This is a genomic window from Undibacterium sp. Ren11W, from assembly GCF_049340485.1.
Lineage (GTDB): Bacteria > Pseudomonadota > Gammaproteobacteria > Burkholderiales > Burkholderiaceae_D > Undibacterium.
On record NZ_JBMPPB010000011.1, the window covers coordinates 23,380 to 48,058 of the forward strand.

The 24,679-nt window shown below is 51.8% G+C and carries 18 protein-coding genes; 4 read left to right on the forward strand and 14 right to left on the reverse strand.

Annotated features, from left to right (window positions below):
• Positions 1–132 precede the first annotated feature (132 nt).
• The 12 genes from kdpE to ACO0K8_RS19860 all read right to left on the reverse strand — a co-directional run bounded on the left by kdpE (position 133) and on the right by ACO0K8_RS19860 (position 16,204).
• The gene (gene kdpE / locus ACO0K8_RS19805) at positions 133–858 is read right to left on the reverse strand and encodes a two-component system response regulator KdpE (RefSeq protein WP_422948373.1); all 726 of its coding nucleotides are present in this window, start codon (positions 856–858) and stop codon (positions 133–135) included.
• Positions 855–3,677 (reverse strand): two-component system sensor histidine kinase KdpD, encoded by a 2,823-nt coding sequence (gene kdpD, locus ACO0K8_RS19810; protein WP_422948374.1) that lies wholly within the window; start codon positions 3,675–3,677, stop codon positions 855–857. The genes kdpE and kdpD overlap by 4 nt, the downstream gene beginning before the upstream one ends.
• Positions 3,678–3,895: 218 nt before the next feature.
• Positions 3,896–4,465, reverse strand: a complete 570-nt coding sequence (kdpC, locus tag ACO0K8_RS19815) for a potassium-transporting ATPase subunit KdpC (RefSeq protein WP_422948510.1) — start codon at positions 4,463–4,465, stop codon at positions 3,896–3,898.
• 56 nt (positions 4,466–4,521) lie between these two features.
• A complete protein-coding gene (gene kdpB, locus ACO0K8_RS19820; RefSeq protein WP_422948375.1) occupies positions 4,522–6,687 on the reverse strand; it encodes a potassium-transporting ATPase subunit KdpB in 2,166 nt (721 codons plus the stop codon).
• A gap of 15 nt (positions 6,688–6,702) precedes the next feature.
• Positions 6,703–8,520 (reverse strand): potassium-transporting ATPase subunit KdpA, encoded by a 1,818-nt coding sequence (gene kdpA, locus ACO0K8_RS19825; protein ID WP_422948376.1) that lies wholly within the window; start codon positions 8,518–8,520, stop codon positions 6,703–6,705.
• Positions 8,520–8,609, reverse strand: coding sequence for a K(+)-transporting ATPase subunit F (kdpF, locus tag ACO0K8_RS19830; protein ID WP_422948377.1), 90 nt, complete (start codon positions 8,607–8,609; stop codon positions 8,520–8,522). The genes kdpA and kdpF overlap by 1 nt, the downstream gene beginning before the upstream one ends.
• 542 nt (positions 8,610–9,151) lie before the next feature.
• Positions 9,152–9,463 carry a rhodanese-like domain-containing protein gene (locus tag ACO0K8_RS19835; RefSeq protein WP_422948378.1) on the reverse strand — a complete coding sequence of 104 codons (312 nt, stop codon included), beginning with the start codon at positions 9,461–9,463 and terminating at the stop codon, positions 9,152–9,154.
• Positions 9,464–9,529: 66 nt separating this feature from the next.
• Complete coding sequence (locus tag ACO0K8_RS19840) at positions 9,530–10,807, reverse strand: NAD(P)/FAD-dependent oxidoreductase (protein WP_422948379.1); 1,278 nt, start codon at positions 10,805–10,807, stop codon at positions 9,530–9,532.
• A 97-nt stretch (positions 10,808–10,904) separates the two neighbouring features.
• The gene (gene trxC, locus ACO0K8_RS19845; protein WP_422948380.1) at positions 10,905–11,336 is read right to left on the reverse strand and encodes a thioredoxin TrxC; all 432 of its coding nucleotides are present in this window, start codon (positions 11,334–11,336) and stop codon (positions 10,905–10,907) included.
• A gap of 41 nt (positions 11,337–11,377) precedes the next feature.
• Positions 11,378–11,587: a YgaP family membrane protein gene (locus ACO0K8_RS19850; protein ID WP_422948381.1), complete on the reverse strand. Its 210-nt coding sequence runs from the start codon at positions 11,585–11,587 to the stop codon at positions 11,378–11,380.
• Positions 11,588–11,758: 171 nt separating this feature from the next.
• Positions 11,759–15,010, reverse strand: coding sequence for an efflux RND transporter permease subunit (locus ACO0K8_RS19855; protein WP_422948382.1), 3,252 nt, complete (start codon positions 15,008–15,010; stop codon positions 11,759–11,761).
• Between the two features lie 36 nt (positions 15,011–15,046).
• Entirely contained in the window at positions 15,047–16,204 is a 1,158-nt protein-coding gene (locus ACO0K8_RS19860) for an efflux RND transporter periplasmic adaptor subunit (protein ID WP_422948383.1), read from the reverse strand.
• A gap of 188 nt (positions 16,205–16,392) precedes the next feature.
• Here ACO0K8_RS19860 and ACO0K8_RS19865 point away from each other — a divergent pair, with 188 nt between their 5' ends.
• Positions 16,393–16,740 carry an ArsR/SmtB family transcription factor gene (locus ACO0K8_RS19865; RefSeq protein WP_422948511.1) on the forward strand — a complete coding sequence of 116 codons (348 nt, stop codon included), beginning with the start codon at positions 16,393–16,395 and terminating at the stop codon, positions 16,738–16,740.
• A gap of 322 nt (positions 16,741–17,062) precedes the next feature.
• On the opposite strand, the gene ACO0K8_RS19870 is transcribed toward ACO0K8_RS19865, so the two are convergent.
• A complete protein-coding gene (locus ACO0K8_RS19870) occupies positions 17,063–17,899 on the reverse strand; it encodes a diguanylate cyclase domain-containing protein (RefSeq protein ID WP_422948384.1) in 837 nt (278 codons plus the stop codon).
• 809 nt (positions 17,900–18,708) lie between these two features.
• On the opposite strand from ACO0K8_RS19870, the gene ACO0K8_RS19875 reads away from it, so the two are divergent.
• The 3 genes from ACO0K8_RS19875 to ACO0K8_RS19885 are packed head-to-tail and all read left to right on the forward strand — an operon-like array spanning position 18,709 to position 21,839.
• On the forward strand, positions 18,709–19,263 hold the full coding sequence (locus tag ACO0K8_RS19875; protein WP_422948385.1) for a DUF3302 domain-containing protein: 555 nt from the start codon (positions 18,709–18,711) through the stop codon (positions 19,261–19,263).
• Positions 19,256–20,407: an HlyD family secretion protein gene (locus tag ACO0K8_RS19880; RefSeq protein WP_422948386.1), complete on the forward strand. Its 1,152-nt coding sequence runs from the start codon at positions 19,256–19,258 to the stop codon at positions 20,405–20,407. The genes ACO0K8_RS19875 and ACO0K8_RS19880 overlap by 8 nt, the downstream gene beginning before the upstream one ends.
• A 10-nt stretch (positions 20,408–20,417) precedes the next feature.
• Positions 20,418–21,839, forward strand: a complete 1,422-nt coding sequence (locus tag ACO0K8_RS19885; RefSeq protein WP_422948387.1) for a TolC family protein — start codon at positions 20,418–20,420, stop codon at positions 21,837–21,839.
• 103 nt (positions 21,840–21,942) lie between these two features.
• Here the strand turns inward: ACO0K8_RS19885 and ACO0K8_RS19890 are convergent, their stop codons facing one another.
• Positions 21,943–24,609: a polysaccharide deacetylase family protein gene (locus ACO0K8_RS19890; RefSeq protein ID WP_422948388.1), complete on the reverse strand. Its 2,667-nt coding sequence runs from the start codon at positions 24,607–24,609 to the stop codon at positions 21,943–21,945.
• Positions 24,610–24,679: the final 70 nt, after the last annotated feature.

The window sequence follows — 24,679 nt, forward strand, 5'->3', positions numbered from 1 at the left end:
ACAAAGTCGTTCTTGTGAATGCCCTTGTTAGCTGAAAATCCCCCTCCAGTTAACAACAGGCACGTAAATTTAGGCGTACAGAAGCCCTACCTGCGTGCCATTAGGCACACAGGTTTTTTAAATTTTTATGAATTAACTAGGTAATAAGAGCCGGTAGCCGACCGCGGTCTCCGTCAGCAAATAACGCGGCTGGGTAGGATCATCTTCCAACTTTTGTCGCAAATGTCCCATATAAATACGCAAATAATGGCCGCTCTCGGAATGCGATGGTCCCCATACTTCACGCAGTAATTGCGGGTTGCTCACTACCCTCCCGACATTCGCTACCAACACCATCAACAAGCGAAACTCGGTCGGTGTCAGGTGTACCATTCGTCCCGCCTTGGTCACCATGCGCGCTTTCATATCGACCTTAACATCACCAAATTCGAGGATGCCATCGAGGCTGATATCAGGTTGACGCTGGCGTCTTAAAGTCGCCCTGACCCTGGCCTGCAGTTCACCGACGCCAAATGGCTTACTCAGATAATCATCGGCACCGGCGTCAAGCGCCTTGATCTTATCTTGCTCACTGACTCTGGCAGACAGCACGATGATCGGCACGCCCGACCATCTGCGTACATCCTTGATGAAGTCTATGCCATCGCCATCGGGCAAGCCCAAATCGAGCACGATCAGATCAGGCTGACGCGTTCCAGCATCAATCAAGCCACGTTGCAGCGTGCCTGATTCAAAAATTTGCCAACCTTCTTGCTCCAATGCGCTACGTACAAAGCGACGGATTTGCGGCTCATCCTCGACCAGCAAAGCGGTCGGCGCAGTGACTGCGGGAGCGCCCGGCACTAATGATTTTGTCATAATTTTGTTGATCCATTTGTTGACTCATTGCTTGACTCATTGCGTGACTCAATAGCGCTGCTACCAAAGGACAAATCATCGTCCTGATCCAGTGCGTTCATTAAATCCATATCGGGCATGGCAGGTGGTGAGCCAAGTGGCAGCGAAAACACGATGCAGGCACCGCCATCGGGCGACACGCCGGCCGTTATCGTGCCTTTATGTGCTTCTATAATCGCCCGGCAAATCGCCAGCCCCAGGCCCACACCCGGCTTGGCAGATTCACGTTCGCCACGGGTAAATTTTTCGAAAATAAGTTCTTCTCTACCGACCGGTAGTCCAGGACCATTGTCATACACCATGACATTGATAAAACTGCCGTTAATTTCTGCGCTGAGAGTAATGTGCGATCCTGCTGGCGTATATTTGGCAGCATTTTCCAATAGATTGCACAAGACTCTTTCCAACAAGATGGCATCAAAATGTAGCAAAGGCAGATCACGCGCCAGTCTGGTTTTTACCAGATGCTCCTTGAGTTGCATGGCGCTAATGCGCAAGGCACTGCCAACCACTTCTTCCAACGGTTGCCATTGCAGATTGAGCTTCACTTCGCCACTTTGTATCCTTGCCATATCGAGTAAATTCGCCACCAGAGCACTCATACGCAAGGTCTCATCATGCAGAGCATGCGCCATTTGCTGCTGCGCTTTGCTTAAAGCTGGCGTCGACATAGTCAGCGATTCAGAGATTCCCACCAGTGAGGTGAGCGGCGTACGCAAATCATGCGACAGCGCGGCTAACAAGGAATTACGCAGGCGTTCCGATTCCATATGGATCAAGGCGTCTTGCGCCACCTCGATGTAATGCACGCGCTCCAGCGCAATCGCGGCCAAGGCGGCGAAGGTATCGAGCTGTTGTCTTTGCTCGGGGACCAAAATCCAGCGCCGGTTCTCTGGCTGTATCGCCAGCAAACCGCGGGTGCGCATCGGTGCCACTAAAGGCAGGTAAAAGAAATTGCTGGCCGGCAGAGTATCGGTGCCTATGCCAGCTGTTTCTACCCGATCGAATGCCCATTGCGCGATTCCCATATCGAGGCCAGCTACCGCCGGTTCTGGCGCTTGCAAACGGCCATCATCATCTGGCAACAACAGCGTGGCCTTGGCGCGAAAGGCGCGCTGTATGATGGCTTGCGTAGTTTCTGAAATCTGCTCACCTTGCAAGACGCCGGACAGATCGCGGGCAAATTCATACAGCGCGCGCGAGCGCGATTCGCGGTGCGAAGCGACCTTGGCCTGATAGCGCAAACCTGCCGTCAGATGGCCGGTTATCAAACCGACGGCTAACATCACGGCAAAGGTCATCACATATTGCAAATCGCTGACGGCGAAAGAAAATCTGGGCGGGACAAAAAAGAAATCGAAGGCCAGCACGCCGATCACGGTCGCCACTACCGAAGGTCCACGACCAAAACGTACCGCCACCAGCACCACCGTGAGCAAAAATAGCATCGCAATATTGACCAGATTGATCATATCAAGCAACGGTGTCGCGATCAGTGCAGTGGCGCCACTGGCGAGTGCGGCAAATAGATAGCGCAGATAACGCTTGGGGGCGCGTGAAGTACTGCGCTTTTCGTGCACGTCTTTGCTCTTGAGGGGCTCGCTAACGCTGATGCGCGGCCCTGCCTCGTCATCCTGCGATGCTGCCCGCCCGATTTCTATCAGGTCTACATGCGGCGCCAGGGCAGCGACGCGTTGCATATGCGAGGCGCGCCAGGGCAAATTGAATGACTCGCGCCCCATCACAATGCGCGAAAAATTCTGGCCGCTGGCATAATCGACGATCGCTTGTGCGATGTCGTTACTGAACAACACGGCAGTATTCGCCCCCAGATCCTGCGCCAGTTTCAGGCTCTTCAAGATACGCTCACGTTGCGCTGCCGGCAGTTTTTGCAACGCCGGTGTTTCTACATAAATTGCATGCCAGACCGCATTCATCTGGCCAGCCAATCTGGCTGCACTGCGTATCAAATGGTCGGCTCCGGGACGTGCGCCGACACAGGCCAGCAGTGCCGCATCGGTCTTCCAAACAGCACTGATGGATTTTTCTATGCGATAAGCCTGGACATCGTCTTCCACCCGGTCGGCGGTGCGCCGTAAGGCCAGCTCGCGCAACGCGATCAGATTACCTTTACGGAAAAAATTCTTAGCAGCGCGCTCGGCTTGCTGCACTTTGTAGACCCGCCCAGATTTCAGGCGTGCTAATAATTCATCGGCGGGAATATCGACCAGTACCACCTCATCGGCTTCATCAAATACGGTATCGGGCAGAGTTTCTGCCACGCGTATGCCGGTGATACCGCCGACCACATCGTTCAGGCTTTCCAGATGCTGCACATTGACCGTGGTGTAGACGTCGATGCCGGCGTCCAGCAATTCCTCTACATCTTGCCAGCGTTTTGGATGGCGCGAACCGGGCGCGTTTGAATGCGCCAGTTCATCCATCAGTATTAGTTTCGGTTTCAGCCGCAACGCGCTATCGATATCAAATTCGGTTATCGTTTTTTCTCGATAGGGTATGTGCTTGGGCGGCAAAACCTCCAGACCATCGACCAGGGCGGCAGTTTCGTCACGACCATGGGTTTCTATCACTCCGACCAGGACCGGCTGACCATCTGCAATTAATTTACGCGCCGCAGTCAGCATCGCATAGGTTTTTCCTACGCCAGCCGAAGCGCCGAAATAGATGCGTAGCTTGCCGCGCGTAGCACGCCGCTCTTGCGCCTGCACGTGGGCGAGCAAGACATCGGGGTCGGGACGCTGATCGTTGTTGATGGCCATAGTTTTCTGTATTGTACTTATTTTAAACAACCGACCCGGCCAACGCGCATATTCCATGCGGGTTTCCAGCCATATGCTCTGGAAACCCGCATAAACAGTGCGTGTTGGGCTGCCCGGTTTTAACTTTCTCGATTCTACGTGTTATTTCTTACTACTTATTTCTTACAACACATTTCTTACAACACATTTCTTACTGCACATTTCTTACTGCACATTTTTTATTTCTTATCCAAGGCCAGATTCAAAGCCAGCACATTCACACGGGGCTCACCAAACAAGCCCATCACAGGATGCTCAGCCAGCTGATCGATCATGGCACGCACCTGATCGACGCCCATTTTGCGCTCACGCGCGATCCGTGGCAGCTGATAATACGCAGCCGCCAGGCTGATCTCTGGATCGAGGCCACTACCAGAGGCAGTCACCAGATCCACAGGGATCATTGCCGTATTAGTAGGATCAGCCGCTTTCAGCGCATCGATACGACCTTTAACCGCATCGACTTGCGCAGGATTAGTCGCGCCAAAGTTAGCACCGCTGGAATTGACCGCGTTATTTGGCATAGGGCCAGTAGCCGACGGTCTGCTCCAGAAATACTGGGGCGAGCTGAAGGCTTGTCCTATCAGGGACGAACCGACAGTTTTGCCATCTCGTACTACCAAGCTGCCTTCTGCTTTATCGGCAAAAGCGACTTTGCCTATGCCGGTCATGGCAATTGGATAAACCACGCCGACCAGCAGGGTCAGGCCGGCAAACAGCACGACAGCTGGGCGTAGGGTTTTAGTAATTGAACTCATTTTGCATTCCTCAATTTTCTAGATTATGTTTTGCGTAATTTTCGACATTAAGCCAGATGCAACAGAGTCAAAATGACGTCGATCAGCTTGATGCCGATAAACGGCAAGATGATACCGCCAACACCGTAGATCAGCAGATTACGACGCAATAACAGCGAGGCACCGATGGCACGATATTTCACGCCTTTAAGCGCAAGCGGGATCAGGAACACGATGATCAGGGCATTAAATATCACCGCCGACATGATCGCCGATGAAGGGCTGGTCAGGTGCATGATGTCCAAGGCTTTGAGCTGCGGATAAGTGGCAACAAAAGCGGCCGGGATAATCGCAAAATACTTGGCGATATCGTTGGCGATAGAGAAGGTCGTCAGCGAACCGCGTGTCATCAGCATCTGCTTACCGATCTCTACGATCTCCAGCAATTTGGTTGGGTTAGAATCCAGATCGACCATATTGCCCGCCTCTTTGGCGGCCTGAGTACCCGAGTTCATCGCGACCGCTACGTCAGCCTGAGCTAGCGCTGGCGCATCGTTAGTACCATCACCGGTCATCGCGACCAGACGGCCTTCAGATTGATAGCTACGTATCAGTTTGAGCTTATCTTCCGGTGTCGCTTCTGCCAGGAAATCATCGACCCCTGCTTCCGCCGCAATCGCTGCCGCCGTCAATTTATTATCACCGGTGATCATGATGGTCTTAATACCCATGCGACGCAGTTCGGCAAAGCGCTCTTTAATACCGCCTTTGACGATATCTTTGAGCTCGATCGTGCCCATTACTCGGCCATCATCCACCACAACCAGGGGAGTGCTACCACGACGAGAAATATCGTCCACCGTTTTCGCAACCTCAGCAGGGAAAGGACGTCCCATAGCTTCGACATATTTCTTGACGGCATCAGCTGCTCCTTTACGAACAATGCGCTCCCCAATATCGACACCACTCATGCGGGTTTGCGCGGTGAACTGGACAAAATGGGCATTCAATGTCGCCATCTCACGCTCACGCAAATTGAAGCGCTGCTTGGCCAGCACCACAATACTGCGCCCTTCTGGTGTTTCATCAGCTAATGACGCCAGCTGTGCGGTATCAGCCAGTTGCGGCTGAGTCACGCCAGGTGCCGGGAAGAACTCGGAAGCCTGACGATTACCCAAAGTAATCGTACCGGTTTTGTCTAACAATAAGACATCGACGTCACCGGCAGCCTCTACAGCGCGGCCAGAAGTGGCGATCACATTGGCTTGCATCATGCGGCTCATACCTGCCACACCGATCGCCGATAACAGGCCGCCGATGGTGGTCGGAATCAAACAAACCAGCAAGGCGATCAGCACCGTAATCGAAATCGGTTGCGAGGCAATGCCTAGCGCCTTGGCGGCATCTACGCTAAACAGCGAGAATGGCAACAAGGTCACCGTCACAGCCAGGAAGATGATGGTCAAGGCGACCAGCAAGATCGTCAGCGCAACTTCATTCGGCGTCTTTTGGCGCTTAGCGCCTTCTACCATGGCGATCATGCGATCGATAAAGGCTTCACCAGGATTACTGGTAACCCGCACCACCAACCAGTCGGACAGCACACGGGTGCCGCCGGTGACGGCAGAAAAATCGCCGCCCGATTCACGGATCACCGGTGCCGATTCGCCGGTGATGGCGCTCTCGTCAACGGTCGCCACACCTTCGATGACTTCACCATCGATCGCGATGACGTCATTGGCCTCTACCAGAAACACATCGCCTTTACGCAACTCTTCTACGTAAGCCGGCAACCAGCTGCTGCCATGTTTAGGGGTAGCCAGTTTTTTGGCGATTACCGATTGCTTCAGGGAGCGCAGCGAAGCGGCTTGCGCCTTGCTGCGGCCTTCTGCCAGCGCTTCGGCAAAATTGGCGAATAGGACCGTGAACCACAGCCAGATTGAAATCGCCAGAATAAAGCCCGGACTTTCCTCGCCCTTACCCAGCAAAGACTGCACGAACAACATACTGGTGATAATGCTGCCGATATACACGACAAACATCACCGGGCTGCGTAACTGCGTACGCGGGTTCAGTTTCCTGAACGAGTCGATAATCGCCGGTTTGATCAGGCTGGCATCAAACAGCGGCAGACGAGGTTTGCCACCGTTTTGTCCGGTGCTAGCAACAGTTTCAGCATTGGCCTTAGCCGCCTCAACTTTGCTAGCGACACTTTTTTGTACACTGGTGTTCATATTCTTTCCTTAAACTTAGCGTGGTGCAACGAGTTGCAGATGTTCAACTACCGGACCCAAGGCCAGCGCTGGCACATAGTTCAGCACACTGATCAAGACCACAGTACCGGCCAGCAGCGCAATGAACATAGGTCCATGCGTAGGCATGGTGCCGGAATTAGCTTCCAGACGTTTCTTGGCTGCCAGTGAACCGGCAATCGCCAGCACCGGAACTATCATCGCAAAACGACCAAACCACATTGCAATGGCCAGCATGATGTTGTAAAACGGCGTGTTGGCACTGACCCCGGCAAACGCACTACCGTTATTATTCGCAGCCGAAGTAAAGGCGTATAAAACCTCAGAGAAACCATGCGCTCCAGGATTCAAGATCCCGGCTCTACCGGCATCCGTCATCACCGCAATCGCAGTACCGGCCAATACCAGGATAGGTGTCACCAAGATCGCAATCGAAGTCATTTTCATTTCATATGACTGGATTTTTTTGCCCAGATATTCTGGCGTACGACCTATCATCAAACCGGCAATAAACACGGCCAAAATCGCGAAAATCAGCATACCGTACAGACCGGAACCGACGCCGCCGAACACGACTTCACCGAATTGCATCAAGACGATAGGCACCAGACCACCGAGTGGCATCAGCGAATCATGCATGGCGTTAACCGCGCCGCAAGAAGCTGCCGTGGTAACTGCCACGAACAGGGATGAGGCGCTAATACCGAAACGAGTTTCTTTGCCTTCCATATTGCCGCCCGCTTGCAACGCGCTGCTGGCCTGATCAACATTCAATGTAGCCAGAGCCGGATGGGTTTGCTGTTCGGCAAACATCACAGTCACCGTCATGACGACAAATAATAATGTCATGGTAGCCAGCACTGCCCAACCCTGACGCTTATCGCCGACCATGCGGCCAAACGCGAAACACAGAGCAGCAGGGATCAGGAAGATCGCTATCATCTCGAAGAAATTCGACAGTGAGGTCGGATTTTCATAAGGATGTGCTGAGTTAACATTAAAGAAGCCGCCACCATTGGTACCGAGCATCTTGATCGCTTCTTGCGATGCTACCGGGCCCATCGCCAGCGTCTGGGTTTTGGTCGTCAGGTTTTCCATCACCGGCACGCCTTTGTCATCTTTTAAAGGCTGAGCATCGGCACCGAGTTTAGGCACGCTATAGGCGACGGTATCCATCAATTGCACATCTTTATAGGCCGAGAAATTCTGAATCACGCCCTGACCTATCAGGAAGGTCGCGAAAATAACCGACAAAGGCAATAATAAATACAAGGTTGAGCGTGTGATATCGGTCCAGAAGTTACCGATGGATTTGGATGAATGACGCGTAAAGCCGCGTATCAAGGCAAACACCACGGCAATACCGGTAGCCGCAGAGAAAAAGTTCTGACCAGCCAAGACCAGCATCTGAGTCAGGTAGCTCATGGTGGCCTCACCACCATAACCCTGCCAGTTGGTGTTACTGACAAAACTGACCGCGGTATTAAATGAGGAATCGCTACTGACATTTGCCATTGCCTGCGGGTTCAACGGCAACCATGCCTGGATACGTTGCACCAGATAAACGGCGACCGCACCCAAAGCATTAAACACCAGTAAAGCTACGGCATAGGCCTTCCAGCCCATGCCGTCATCAGCACCTGCTTTGACGCCAGCCACTTTATAAAGTCCTTTTTCCAGCCAGGCCAGCCAGCCGAAACCGGGTACAGCTGCCTTGTCATCGGCTATTTTGGCAATCAATATGCCTAGCGGATACGATAAAACTAGCAGCACCGCTAAAAATGCCACTAAGAGAATAATTGCTTGCGTAGTCATCACAGCTCCTCAGCTTTCAACAATGCCACTACCAGATACACCAGCAGGCCAGCCGCAACTACGGCGCCTATCACATAAAATGTGTTCATGATTTAGCTCCCAATTTGTCACAGGCTTGCGCCAAGGCCCAGACCAGCAGGAAAAACCCTGCTATCCCGCCTACATACAAAACATCCGTCAACATATCCATGATTTCCCCCGTTGGTTTTTTACACTGAGAAGAATAGCCAAAAGCCTGTAAAAATTTTGTAAAGACTAATAAAGACGCTGTAAACAAACTGTAAAAATTTCGTAAAAACACACAATGAGCATGTGCATGTCATAAGATTAACAGTGTAGAAATCAATGACTATGCGTTGAATCAAATTTACCGGAGCTAGTCCTGCGAGAAACCACATCTGATCAGGAATTTTTTTAAGGCATAGCCAGCAGGCGCATATTCCATGCGGGTTTCCAGCCATGCCAGGCTGCAGGCCGCATGGGATATGCGTACCAGCTCAGTGGCAATTCTTACAAATCGAAGAAATTTTCTCCGCGCAGCAGATGAAGAGTGGATCTTGAAACCTCCTAGACTGGCAAAAAAAAAGCTAGCCGTATGACAGGCTAGCTTTTTTTTCAACACGGTCGCTACTCAGCTGCGTCTTATCGGCTTCTGCAATTTCAGGGCGAGTGTTCCAACCCCGCCGCCGTTACTGACGTTGAGGTAACCCTGGGCGGCCAAGATGTTTTTGGCCGACGATGAGCGTGCGCCGGAACGGCAATACACGATGATGTTGGCGGCCTTATCCGACACAACAGTGCTTATACTGTTGGCGATGCTATCTAACGGCAGCGAAATGGCACCCTCAATATACCCAGATGCGTATTCGCCCGGCGAGCGAACATCGATCAACAGAGCATCTTCCGCTAAAACCTCAGAAGCCGCTCCGCTCAAACCTTGCATTATTTTGCCTAAAAAATTCATCCTACTGTCCTTTTTTCATGATTAGATTGTCTTGATGCCTGCCGCTCAGTGTTTATCCAGACGCTCTATGCCCAGCAGTTTCAGCACGTATTTTTCATAGATAGGTTCGGAAGTACCCGCCTTCATTTTATGCATGAAATATTTTTCAAAAGCGACCTTTGCCAGGTGCACCCATTTACCTTTTTTAAACCAGTTCACATTACGTGGCGGGATCTGTGGCAAGGCAACGAAGGCGGCACCGGTGTCCCCCATATCAGCGAGGCAGATGGCGTTCCAACTACCTTTGGCCGTGGCTGGTTTTCCGGCCAATTCGGCAGCGATGTTATGCACGATCGCTGTGATCATGGTCTCTATCATATAACCGGTTTTCGGTGCACCGGTGGGTACTGGTGTCACCTCCACAGGAGGAATGGCGACGCAAACACCGGCAGAAAAAATGTTCTTAAATTTCTTGCTGCGCTGATGATCGTCGATCAGCACAAACCCGCGTGGATTGCATAAACCATCGACCGCAGCGACCGGATCGACACCACGGAAAGACGGCAGCATCATGCTGTACTTGAACGGCAATTCATGTTCTTTTTTGAGATTGCCCATGTCATCCATTTCGCTGATGAACATTTTGCCGTCTTCGACCTTGGTGGTTTTGGCGTTACAAATCCACTTGATGTCATTATTGCGAAACTCACTCTCAAGCATAGACTTGGAATCACCGACACCGCCCAAACCGAGATGACCGATATACGGCTCGCTGGTCACATAAGTGATGGGCACCTTGCTACGCAGTTTGCGACGTTTCAGATCGGTATTGAAGATGAAGGCAAACTCATACGCAGGGCCGAAACAGGAGGCACTAGGCATAGCACCGATGATGGCAGGCCCCGGCTCATCAAGAAATTTTTTGTAGGCAGAAAAAGCGCTCTCAGCGTGATCGATAGAACAGATAGAATGAGTAAAGCCATTGATCGGTCCTGCACCAGGCACTTCGTCAAAAGCCAGTTTAGGCCCGGTAGTAATAATCAGATAGTCATAGCCTATGCTATTGCCGTCGGCCAGCGTCAGCGAGTTTTGCTCTGGCTGCAAACTGGCCACCGGTTGTGCGATGAAGTTGATGCCCTTTTTTTCGAGATAGGGCCGGATCTGAAACGTAATGGCATCGCGCTCACGCCAGCCAACGGCAACCCAGGGATTGGATGGCACAAATTGAAAATAATCAAGCGCATTGATGACGGTAATGCTGTGTGACTGATCGAGCTTTTCTCGCAGCTCATACGCAGCCGGCATACCGCCGGTACCTGCGCCCATAATTACGATGTGTGCCATGGTGTCTCCTCCAAGTGATGCATCATCAAAAATATTCGCTGTTCTTATAACTAATCTTATTGCTATTCTTCAGTACCAACTCTTCTAACTTGATTTCTTATTTGCGTGTCGCCAGCAGACTACGCGCCCATCCCAGCAATTGCGACGCTGGCATCACGCCGCTTTGCCGGCCTATCTCTTTACCACGATGAAACAGCAGCAGCGTAGGAATACTGCGTATGCCATACAACTGGCTCGCACCTGGCGCCGCATCGCTATCGACCTTGATGAAGCGGATCTCAGGAGCCTGCTTGGCCGCAGCGTCAAACTGCGGTGCCATCATGCGGCAGGGGCCGCACCATTCAGCCCAAAAATCTATTAACACCGGCGCTTCGGTATTGGCCAAAAACTTCGGCAAGGCCTGGTCACTGATGGCGACTGGCTCGGCCGCCATCAAGGCATGAGCACATTTTCCGCAGACCGGCGCATCGGCCAGACGCTCCTCCGGAATACGATTGGTTGCATTACATTTTGGACAAACCAGATGCATGGCATTCTCCTGAAAATTAATCGTCGAACTAGGGTTTTGGACTACGTACCGGCCGTAAAACCCAGTTTGCGCATGATGTTTTCCATCAGACACCATTTGGTAAAGCCGCTTTGCAGCAAATTGATGCCGACAAAAGCGGTGAAACCCAACCACCACTGGTTGACGAAAATAGGGCTGCTTGGAATCCCCAAGGCCAGACTTAACAGGATGAAAAAACCTGCGACTATCCTTACCATTTGCCAGCTAGTCATGATGAAACTCCTTTTGTGTATTTTATAAAAATTGATACTCTTAGAAACCGGTGTCGGGCTTTTCAGGACTTACGCAAAATTGGTCCAGCTAGGCGTGTCGCCGAAGACAGTACCTTAGTACGGCGAGGCGAGCACAACAACGCTGGGGCGGCTTTGCGTAAGTCCTATTTCTTAAACATTTGCTTGCTGCAGCGCTGCATATTTCTTGTGATACGCCATGTAGTACAAAACCGGAATAATCACCAGTGTCAGTAAGGTAGAGACAAATATTCCGAAGATCAAAGAAATCGCCAGACCGTTAAAAATCGGATCATCGAGGATGAAAAAAGCTCCCATCATCGCCGCCAAGCCAGTCAAGGCAATCGGCTGGGCGCGAGTAATCGCGGAACTCACCACCGCCTCTTTGAACGCCATGCCGCTGGCGACCTGAACGTGGATAAAATCAACCAGCAAAATAGAGTTACGCACGATAATCCCGGCCAGGGCGATCATGCCTATCATGCTGGTGGCGGTATATTGGGCGCCGAGCAAAGCATGACCGGGCATTACACCGATGATGGTTAGCGGAATAGGTGCCATGATGATCAAAGGTGTCAGATACGAGCCAAACTGCGCCACCACTAGCAAGTAAATCAGCACCAGACCGACCGCATAGGCTGCGCCCATGTCACGGAAAGTTTCGTAAGTCACCTGCCATTCGCCATCCCACTTCATGCTGTAGCCACGATACGGATCTAGCGGTGCCGAGATGAAAAATTCCTGTAGCGCGCCACCTTCCGGCGTAACGATCTTGGCGATCTCGGAACGCATCACGAACATGCCGTACAGCGGGCTGTCGATGGCGCCGGCCATATCGGCCACCACAAAATTCACTGCCAGTCCGTCCTTGTGATACAGCGGCTGCTCGCGCAAGCTGTCGCTGACGGTGACCAGTTCGCGGATTGGCACTATGCCGCCCTGCGCATTCTTCACACCCAGCGCCAGCAAGGTATCGAGATTGCCCTGATCAGCCACCGCCAGATGCAAATTGGCAGCGGCCGGATATTTACTCTCGTCATGCAGATAGGCCACCGCATCGCCCGCCAAACCGGTGCGCAGCGTGGCCACAATGGCCGACTGCGACACGCCCAGCAACGAGGCTTTGCGTTTATCGACCAGCAACAGCTTGCGCGGCGCATCGACGATACTGCTGTCATCGGCATCGACCACGCCTGTGGATTTTTCAAATACCGCACGCACCGCCTTGGCGACCTGGCGACGGCCTGCGTCGCTAGGACCATACACTTCGGCGACGATAGGAGCCAATACCGGTGGTCCTGGTGGGACTTCTACCACTTTGACATTCGCACCAAAACGCTTAGCGATCTGCTGCAAGGCCGGGCGCACGCGGCTGGCGATCACATGGCTTTTTTCGGACCGATGATGCTTATCGACCAGATTAACCTGAATATCTCCGACCTCGCCGCCAGCACGCAAATAGTATTGGCGCACCAGACCATTAAAATTAATCGGTGCGGCAGTGCCTGCATAGGCCTGATAGTCACTCACTTCGGGCACTGTCGCCAGATAGGCCCCCAGCTCATGCAGCACCGCCGTAGTTTTTTCCAGCGGTGAGCCGGCAGGCATATCAACGATCACCTGAAATTCTGACTTATTATCAAACGGCAGCATCTTCAATTGCACCAGACCCAGCACCGGCAAGGCGACCGACAAGGCGATCAGCGCGGCCACGCCCAGTCCGAGTTTTTTACGGTTACGGCTACCCGATTTATCATCCAAAAACGGGCGAAACACGCGACCGAACAAGGGTGCAAGTTTAGCGGCCATGCCGCCTTCGGCATGATGGCCTTCCTTCATCCAGATACCGGCTAACCAGGGGGTAACGATGAAAGCGATCGCCAACGACAGCAACATGCCCATACTGGCATTGATAGGAATCGGGCTCATATACGGCCCCATCAAACCGCTGACAAATGCCATAGGCAATAGCGCCGCAATCACGGTCAGGGTTGCGAGTATGGTAGGGCCGCCAACTTCGTCGACTGCGCCGGGAATAATCTCTTTGAGCGTTTTCCCGGGAAACAGGGCCTGATGCCTATGGATGTTTTCCACTACCACAATCGCATCATCCACCAAAATGCCGATAGAAAAAATCAGGGCAAATAAAGACACGCGATTAAGTGTAAAGCCCCACGCCCAGGAGGCGAACAAGGTTACCGTTAAAGTTAAAATCACGGCAGTACCGACGATCGCCGCCTCGCGCCTACCCAAGGCGAGGAACACCAGCGCTACCACGGAGGCGGTGGCGAACAACAATTTGGTAATGAGCTTTTTCGCCTTATCGTCGGCAGTCTGCCCGTAGTTACGGGTGGTGCTGATTTCTACATCGGCCGGTATCACGGTGTTCTTCAAGAGCTCGGCACGTGCCACCACCGCATTGGCGACATCAACCGCATTTTGTCCCGGCTTTTTAGTGACCGAAATAGTGACGGCAGGATATTCCGCCGCCTGCTTGCCACTTGTGCCACTAGTACCGCTAGTGCCGTGCCAGACATAACGGGCGGCTGGCAAGGCACCGTCCTCGATTTTGGCGACGTCTTGCAAGAACACTGGCTTACCCGCTTTGACGCCGACTACCAACTCGCCTACCGCTTGCGCATCGCGTAAAAACGGGCCAGCATCTACCGCTACCGAACGATTACCGGCAGTCAGCTCGCCCGATGGCAAACCCAGATTGGCCGATGCCAGCGCGCCTTGCAAATCGACCACGGTTAAGCCTGTTGCGGCCAAACGTGCAGGATCAAGCTGTATATTTACGGCGCGGCCTGGGCCACCGATGGTGGTGATTTCACGCGTGCCTTTGACACGTTTCAGATCGGCCTCTATGCTATGCGCGACCCGTTCCAGATCGTAAGCGCCGGTGGCGGTATTCTTGCTCCACAAGCTCAGCGAAACGATAGGCACGTCGTCAATTCCCTTGGGTTTGATCAAGGGCTCCAGCGTACCCAGATTGGCCGGCAACCAGTCGCGATTGCTATGCACGGTGTTATACAAACGCACCAAGGCTTCGGTTTGCGGCACCCCGACTTCAAACTGAACCGTCACTATTGCCAAACCCGGACGCGACACCGACATCACATGCTCGACATTGGCGATCTGGCTCAAGACCTGCTCGGCCGGGATTGCCACCATCTGCTCTACGTCTTTGACGGATGCCCCCGGAAAAGGAATCAGTACATTGGCCATCGTGACGTTGATCTGCGGCTCTTCCTCGCGCGGCGTCACCATCACAGCAAACACGCCGAGTAAGAACGCCACCAACGCCAGCAAAGGCGTGATCTGCGCGCTCTGGAAAAAAGCGGCGATGCGACCCGAAATGCCCAGTTTGGCAACTGCCATCTCTTGATTTTTATTCGTAGTCATCTGCTAGTCTCTCGCTTGGTAGTCACTCTTCATCGCTTATTTTGAGCTGTCTTTGGCAGCTGGGACGATACCCACTTTGGCCGCCGCCGCCGGATCAAGCGCGACTTGCTCGCCGTTAGACACGCCGCTCAATATCTCCTGTTCCATACCAATCACTGCGCCTGCCTTAACTTGCCTGAGCAGAGGCTGACCTTGCGCGTTGAGCACATACACGGCGCTCAATTCGGCACGGCGAAATACCGCTTTGGCTGGCACATACAGGCGCACCATCTCAGTTCCGGCATTGGCCTTGCTACTGTCGTCGAATGCCAGATTAACGCGGGCAAACATGCCAGGTGTCAGGCCGCTTGTCGCAGCAGGCAAATCCAGGCGTAACTGCACCGTATGGGTAGCCGCATCAGCGACCGGCAAGACCGTCAGTTTGCCTGCAGTGATCCAGCGCTGCGCTTCTGGCATACCAGGAAACTCTATCCTGACCGCCTGCCCGGCGACCAGGTTTGCCACTCTTGCCTGCGGCACCGTGGCCGTCACGCGCAAGCTGGCAGGGTCATACACGGTCATCAAAGGACGCCCCGGCATCGCCATATCACCCAGCATCACCGGCACCTCGGCCACTACCCCAGCGTAAGGCGCGTTCAAGACATAAAAACCTGATTGGGTCTGCACCGCGCCGGCTTGGGCAATCTGGGCATTGGCCTGAGCGCTGGCCGATTTAAATTGCGATTCAGCGCGCTCTAGCTGCGCTGCGCTGATGTACTGCTTATTGAATAAGAGCTTCTGACGTTCATAATCTTTGGCTGCCAAAATTAAGGAAGCGCGTGCCGCCTCCACTTGTGCGCTACTCGCTTTGGCTTCCTGATTGGCGGCACGTGCATCCATGCGTAGCAGTAATTGCCCAGCCTTGACGCTATCACCGACCTTGACCGGCAATGCTACGATCGCCCCCGACACCTGGGTTGCAATCACGCTCTGACGCACCGCCTCGACCACCCCGTCCGCGCTATATAACTGCGCCGCACTACTGGAGCGCACCGTCGCCACCGCCAATGATTTTGCCGAAGCAGCGGAAGTTACCGGAACTGGTGCATCTGCACGCGCCGCAGCGACTAGTGTGGCCAAAACGCTAGCCAACAAAAGCGCAGGAGTGAAGGCAGCGGTGATGGCCACAGTGCGGTGAACAGAGCTAGTCAGCATGATCAAATTCTCCAGAGACGTTAATTCAGATAAATATTTATTCATTGCTTTGAATATGAAAGGATAATATACTTATTTGCGCACACATGCAAATAGTAATTTAAATGCTTGCGCAAATACGCAACTAGCGACAGAATCTCAGCTGACAAGGTATCATCATGCTTTTACCATCGGAGCCCTGCCCTCATATGGAAGGTTTGTCTGACCAGGCGCTAATACAAGTAGCGCAATATTTCTCGGCGTTGGCCGAGCCTACGCGCTTGCGCATATTGAATAGTCTAAGGGATCACGAGCAAAATGTAGGCGAACTGGCCGAACATTGCGCTTGCTCACAAGCGAATGTCTCACGCCACCTCTCCACCCTGGCAAAACATGGCCTGGTGGCCAGAGAAGCGCGTGGCACCTCGGTGTATTACCGTATCGCTGATCCGACTATCTATGCACTGTGCGATCTGGTCTGCGGCAACGTCGCGCGTCAGCTAGAAGCGCAGGCGGCAGCTATCAGCCCGCGCTCCAACGCTCGTTCAAAAATTTAAAATGGCAGCTGGCCCAGCGCGCATATTCTATGCGACTGCTGGCGGCATCACCTCGCTAAGGCGCATGGGATATGCGTGAGCGGAGAGCTGGCGCATGAATTTTTACGCAGCAATTGGTAGCACTGATCGCGGTTTACAGTGTGAATGTCACATGTAGGACTTTATACCCGCATCGGCACTGAAGAAGTTTACTACTGAAGTGTCGAACACGTCCGGCTGTTTCGATTCGCCTGTTGTTCTAAACAAATTGCTTAATAGTGGCGCGCTATCGGTCAAACCAGGCACACTCCCTATATCAGACAGCGCCATCCTACACGCGCGTCTATGTTGCGAAAGCGTAACTAGCTTTTGCTACTTTGGCCTGATACATTGCCTGATCTGCACTTTTAATCAGCGCCTCAACGGTCAAGCCATTTTTTGGAAAAATAGCTATTCCGATACTGGCGCTAATTGATGGAATTTTGGCAGATGTCAATTCTTGCGCTGCAATAGGTGCTTCTATTGCAGCCATAATTTTATCGGTGATTGCTGCAATGTGTTCCTCGTCCCCAACCTCTAGCAACAAGTAGAGAAATTCATCTCCCCCGTGTCTGCAGAAAGTGTCATCGTTGCGTATCGTCTCTTTTAGTCGCTGAGCTACGGTCTTTAACACGTAATCACCAGTGGCATGTCCTAAGGTGTCATTGATAATTTTGAAATTATCCAGGTCAACAAACAAAACGGCTAACGTCCAACCATGCCGGTTTGCCTGCGCTAGCCCATGCTCTAACCTGTCATAGAATAACAATCTGTTCGGCAGTCCGGTGAGAGCATCATGCAGCGACGCGTGTCTAGACTCGTCAGCTTGAGTTTGCGCAGTTTCCAATCGTTGCTCTAACATCTGACGTTCCACGACTTCGTCTCCAAGAGCCTGATTGACAGATGATAGCTGGGCGGCCGCATCCTGCACCTTTTCCTCAACCGATTGACTGGTTTGCAGTGCATTTTCTACACTTAAAGCACCGACATCATTCGCCAACTTCTGCTTCAAGGCAATATTGACTGAAGAAAGATCATCGGCGCACTCAATCATTACATCTTTGATCCGTTCACTTTGATCAAGCACCTGGGTCAAAGACTGGGCATCGGCACTATTTATTTTGAGCTCTGAATTAGACATAGGTGACCTGAAGGAATTGCTATATTGGAAATATAGGATACTTAAATTACGTCGTCGCGACTGCGCGCTAGCGCACAGACAAGGCGTTTATTGGATTAATTTCCGCCAAAAAAAAGAACGAATCTAATCGTTCAAAACGCTACCGTGACAAATGCCACAAATCACAAACGATAGTAGCGACGATGTAGCTCACTTGATAATCACCAGAGGCGACTTATCCCGCCTCGTCGTAAATTTAGGAGCAGAAAGTAAAGTATCGATTTTATAATTCATGCTTGCCTGTGATCTGCCGAAAGATTGCGGATATATTTATTAATCGTCGAGAACGCCAAAAACTATTTGGTCACTGATTTAGAAGCGTGAATAGAAGCATGAATACATGCACTCGCAGGCCAAACACCAGCCAGTAGCAAGCGGAGGGCGCGGCCTGGCACACACTCGAAAATCTAAAACACTACCTAGCCCAGCGCGCATATTCCATGCGCCTGCTGGCGGCATCGCCTCGCTAAGCCGCATGGACTATGCGTGAGCGGGCATGCCGTTTTTTAAAAGCAAAAAGCTGACCATTTAGCGACACAGAAAGCGCCACTGTCTGGCGTGTAGATTGTTTAATTTGCATTCCCTGTGTAAGATGCATTGCGAATAATTTCGCATTGGAATACCCTTTTTACTGCAGGCATTTTGATAAAAAACAAATTTAGCCCAGATAAGTCCGTGTTTCAGCTGATCAGCCCTGAAGTCTTTGTTGTTTTTCGAGACGAATTAGACAAATTTGCAGATTGACCGTTTTTTACTTTGAGATTGAACCCATGAAAAATCAGCGTAGCAAAAGCCCGCTTACTCAGCATCGCCGCCAGCTCTTCAGTCTGGCGCTCTTGGCCGGACTGATCTTGCCCTCGTCGGCCTGGGCAATGGCCGGTATGGAAGAAAAAATCGCCGACGTCATGACCTGGGTCGTGCTGCTGGTGATGCCGGTGGCCGCTCTGTATCTGTTTTGGAAGCTGCACGTGTTGCCGGAAGTATTTGCCGAGAAACATCAACATCCGCAAAAACATGCGATCAATATACTGTGCTTGTTGTCGCTGATGGTGGGAGGTTTGCTCTGGCCTTTGGCCTGGCTGTGGGCCTTCACCAAGCCGGTCGGCTATAAATTGGCTTACGGCACCGACAAGCACGATGATTATTTTCTCAAGCCTGATGGCGAGCATGGAAGCAAACCCATGGATTTGGCGGTGCTCGATGACGAGCTATTACTGCTGCAAGAAAAATTAGCCGGTTTGAATAAAAAGCGCGCCTTGATACTAGAAAAACAGCCACTGACCAGCCCGCTAGCCAACAAGACTGAAGGAAATAAAAATGCTTGAGATTATTATCGGCGGTTACGCTTTCCTGGTCTGGCTGTTTTGTATCAAGCTTAAAATTATTCCCTGGAATATCAAAACCCAGGTCGGGGCAGTGGCCGGTGCCATAGGTTTAGCAGCGACCATCATTTTTACCATCAATGTCATCACACCGATATCGAGCGATGTGCGTGTGATTAACTACGTGGTAGAAGTGGTGCCGCGTGTTTCAGGCACGGTGACCAAGGTTGCAGTTGAAGGCAATCAGTTGATCAAAAAAGGCGATATTTTGCTAGAGATAGACAACACAGTCTATCGTTTGAAGGTCAAGGAAATCGAAGCTAAATTGGCCGACGCCACTGCCTCGGCCAAGACTTTATGGCAAGACCTCGATAGCACAAAAACCAATGTCATCGCAGCGCAAGCGCAACTCGATCTGATGAAAAAACGTCTGGCCGAATCGCAAGAACTGGCCAAGGCCGGTGCCGGTAATCAATACGATGTCGAGAGCTTTACGACAGAGGTCAAAAAAGCCGATGCCGCCGTCGCCAGCGCCAAAACCGCGGTAAGCAAAACCCAAACCAAAATCGAAGGCGTGGTTGGACCAGATATCGCCAACGTGGCGCAAATCAAAGCACAACTGGAGGCCGCTAAATATGATCTGGACTCGACCATAGTGCGCGCGCCCGCCGACGGTTATGCCATCAATGTCGCTGTGCGCCCGGGGAATTTTTTAGCCTCTATGCCATTTCGCCCAGCCATGAGTTTTGTCGAGCAAGAACAAAGGATACTGGCGTTCTTTGAACAAAATGAATTACGTTATATCAAACCAGGTAACAAGGCCGAGATCGCCTTCCTTAGCCTGCCCGGCGACATCGTGCACGCTAAAGTGGATTCTGTCGTATGGGCCAATGGCCAGGGCCAAATCGCCCAGGGCGGTATCGTTCCGAACGCGCCGGTTGAACATATGCGGGCGCCGCTGGCACAGAAATATGCGGTAAAACTGATCGTCGATCAGGCCGAAGGTGAAGAAAAATTATTTATTGCAATGGGCGCACGTGGGGGTGGAGCTGTGTACACCGAGTATTTGACACCTTTACATTTATTGCGCATGGTGATGATACGGATACAGTCAAAACTGAATTATCTTGTGCTGAAAATGCATTAAGGACGATGACATGATCCTTATGCATACACGACGCAATTGGCGTATGGCAGTTGCTCTGCTACCGGTTTTGGCAGGCTTTGCAGGACTGGCGACAATCTCGGGCTGCGCCAGCAAAAACCCGCCTAACCGGGCCGAGTTGAGCCAGCAAGCGATGCAACAAGTACAGTTGCCAGCTCACTGGGTCAGCGCCAAAACGGCAGGACAATTCGATGCTGAAGCCCTGGGGTTTGAGCTACCCGCAGAGTTGCAAGCGTTGATTCTTGAAGCGCAGGCGAATAACCCTGATCTGCGGCTGGCGGCTAGCCGTGTGGCGCAATCACAAGTGGCCGCCAAAGCGGCTGGCGCAGCACTACTACCAAGCTTGGGCTTGGGCGCGCAAATCGGCGAATCGGTGATACCGACCTCATCGATGGCGGTGAATGGCTTGGCCTTAGTCGTCAATTGGGAAATCGACATTTGGGGTAAAGTACGCGACAGCCAAACCGCAGCCACAGAAATATCGCTCGCCTCTGAGCTCGACATTTTATATGCCAGACAGTCGATCGCGGCCGCCGTGGTGAAAGCATGGCTGGCAATCGCCGAAGCCAACAGTCAACTGCGACTGGCACAAGAAATGTCAGCACTGTCGCAAAAGCAACTCAAGCTGATGTTGCTGGGCCAGCAAGTGGGACGCAATACCCAGTTTGACGTGGTGAACAATCAGATCAGCCTGAAAGTCTATCAACAGCAAGTCATACAAAGCGAACAAGCGCTCAGCTCTGGCAAACGCGCACTGGAAGTACTGATAGGTCGCTACCCCGGCGCAGAAATCGCTATCAACGCAACGCTACCTGCTTCACCTAGTCCTATACCGGTCGGTCTGCCATCCGATTTGGCCGAACGCAGACCGGATATGCGGGCCGCCGAGGGGCGTTTTAGAGCCGCATTTTACAACGTAGAAATCGCAAAAAAAGCCAAACTTCCTTCGATTTCTCTGAAGGCTGGGTTAGGGATACTCGATAAAAACGTGCTCGCCTTTCAGCAAGATTTGAGCAATCCCGTCACCGGCATTAGTGCCGGTTTCTTGGCCCCGCTATTTACCGGTGGTGCTCTGGATGCACAAATCGAAGTAAAAACCTTGCAACAACAAGAAGCCACGGTCGCTTACGCCAAGAGCATGTTAACGGCGTTAAGTGAAATCGAGGCGGGTCTATACGCCGATCAAAAACTGGAGGATCGATACCGTCTGCTAGAAGCACAACTAGGCGACCAGCAAAAGCTAGTCGAATTGCAGCGCGTGCAGATTAAAGTCGGCAAGGGCGATATGTATCAGTTGCAGATGCAAGAACTGGGTGTGGTAAATAGCCGCATCAACCTACTACGCATGCAAAACGAACGCTTGATACAAAGGGTAAACTTGCACCTGGCTTTAGGTGGCGTCTACAAAATATAAGATTTTTATAGCGTAAAAATCCCGGAAAAAAATCCGGCAGCGCCACAGCGATGCCGGATTTTTTTTCTTAAACCTGCTTACTCTCGGTGCAGGTTTTTTTTGGTTAATTCAATTTCTTCACAGCCTCTTTCACATACGCGGCATTTGCACCGTTCGGGGCTAATTCCAGATAACTGAGATAGGCTTTTTTCGCCTTATCATTCTCATTCAAGGCTAGCCGTGCATCGCCCAAATTAACATAGGCGATGGCGCGGGATGGATCGATTTGTACGGTGTTTTCAAACCAGCGCGCCGCTTCCGGATATTTTTGCTGCTTCAGATACACAAAGCCTAAATTATTCGCAGCTAAAGCAAAATCGGGTTTATGTTTAAGTGCCTCAGTGAAAGCGCTTTCAGCCTCGGCATAGCGTTTTTCGCGGTAATTGAGTAAACCCAGATCATTGGCGCGTTGTGCCAGCTGTCTGGAAGAAGCATCGACCAATTTTGGCACGGCGATTTTTTGCTCGCCACCACTTAAGTTTTTAATCACGATAGGCGCACTACTACCGACTTTAATACTGGCATCATCAAGTTTGCTATTTAAAGCGATCGCATCGGCCGACAGTTGATTAGTCCCTGCATTGAGAAATTCGCCCTCGCCTTCTTTGCGCATCTCAAAAATAAATTCGCCCCCTTCCGAACCCGGCAAACTGCCGAAGGCTGGCGTTTGTTGCGAGACACTAGAGACCGCCGGCGCGATATACGCCGCCAGTTCGGTCGCGGTAATCATGCCATCGCCATTTAAATCGGCCTTGCCGCTGAGTGCCTGTAGCAAAGTCCAGGTAAATACCGAATGCCCATTGGGGCCGCCATCGGCCACCAATTGATCGGCACCACCGGCGGTCAACATCTGGCGTCCCATGCGTTTGGCGTTTTCACGCAAAAAATTAGAACTGCCGCCGCCGCGCGTTAAGCCTAAACCGCTGTAGCAGGCGTCCATCACAAACAGCACGTGTTTGGCGTCCAGATTTTCGGCAATATTTTGCAGATCGGTCATAGGGATGGCATCGACCGAAACTTGTTCCGGATCAGAATCGACCGGAATGATGTAACCGAGGTTGCGGCCAGAGCTTAATTTGCGCGTGGCACCGTGGCCGGCAAAGAAGACAAAAACCCTATCATCTTTTTTCAATTGACCATGACCCAACTTATCGTGAAATAAGGCCAGAATATTATTCCGTGTCGCTTCGCCATTACTCAGCGTCAGTACCTTCTCATTAGAAAAACCTAAGCGATTAATCAGGGTCTCGCGTATCGCCTTGGCGTCTTGTACCGCGTACTGCAGTTTCGGCCATTTTGCGTAATCATTAATGCCGATCACGATGGCCCAGGAGTTTTGATAATCGCTAGTGACCACACTTTTTTCTGGTTGGGCATTGGCGCTTTTGCTGACGCTAAATTCGCTACCGTTCCAGCTGGCAAACTTATAGCCGTCAGCGATTAATTTATCCAGTATCGCCGGCAAGGCTTTCACGGTACGTTCGTGAATATCATGGAATAAGACGATGCCGCGTTTCTCTTTTTCCAAACTGCCCATGACACGGGTAACGATAGAGCTAGGTACAGGATCGGCCCAATCGAGGGAATCAATATTCCACAACACCGAACGCAGGCCAAGCGTAGAGAGTATCTTCATGCCCTCGGCATTTTTGGCGCCGTAAGGAAAGCGAAATAGCGCCGAGCGTTGCGGCGAAATCGCCTTGAGCAATTGATCGGTCTGCTCTATCTCTGCATGCAAATTATCGCCGCTTTGCTTAGACAGCAGAGCGTGACTAAAACTATGGTTGGCTAAGACGTGGCCAGCGCCGAGTAAATTTTTACTGGTCTGGGCATTTTTATTCAAGGTCTGTTTGCCTTGCGCGTCGACCGCACCCACATTTTTGCCTACCTGAAAAAATATGGCGGGCACATTGTATTGTTTAAGGATGGCAGCGACTTCCTCGGTGTAGGTGGCGTGCGGTCCATCGTCAAAAGTGAGCACTATCGTTTTAGGCGGTAAGTCATAGCCGAAAATGTCTTTTTCGGCGGCTTCTGCTTTTTCCGGATACGGCAGGATGACGCCGTAGTCTTTCAGTATCTGCTCGCGGTTATACAGTTTTTTGAGTTTAACGATGTAGTCATCCCAGCGTTCGCGCTTCAAATCGATGGCGCGCGTTTCGAAACGTGAGAAGACTTCTTTTAACTCTTTGTCGTATTCTTTTTCTATCTCGCTCAAGGCCGCCAGATCTTCACCGACGCGCTTATGCAGCTTAATCGCCGGCAGGGTCTGTTCGGTGGCGATGGCTTTTTGCAAGCGCAATAATATTTCGCGAAAGGCCAGACGATCGGCATCGAAAAGATCAGGATTTGATTCTATGTAAGTGAGCATGGCATCGAAACTTTGTTCGCGCTCAGCAGGCTTGGCGGCCATCAACTTTTGCAAGATCAGATCGAAGCTGGCAAGACGATTTAGATTCTCATGAAATAGCGCCTGACCAACGCGATTGGCCTGCTCAAATTCTTTCGCACTTAGCTTTTTTTCGTCAGCAAACAGCACAATAATTTTGCGATAGGCGAGCAGCAACTCATCAAATTCTTTGGGGACGCCAGCTACGCTGTTGGCGCTAGCGGGCTCGACGCTTAGCACCGGACTTGCCAGTGCTTTAGCCGACTTCGGCAACCAAATTGCATAGGCCGCGCCTAGCAATGACAAAGCCGCCAGCACGACGAGTATCCAGTGTTTTGTTTTCATAGAGAGAGGTGAAATTAAATCGTTCAAGAAGCTGAGTGCGTAATCCGCGCAAGGCGACATGATATTGCAA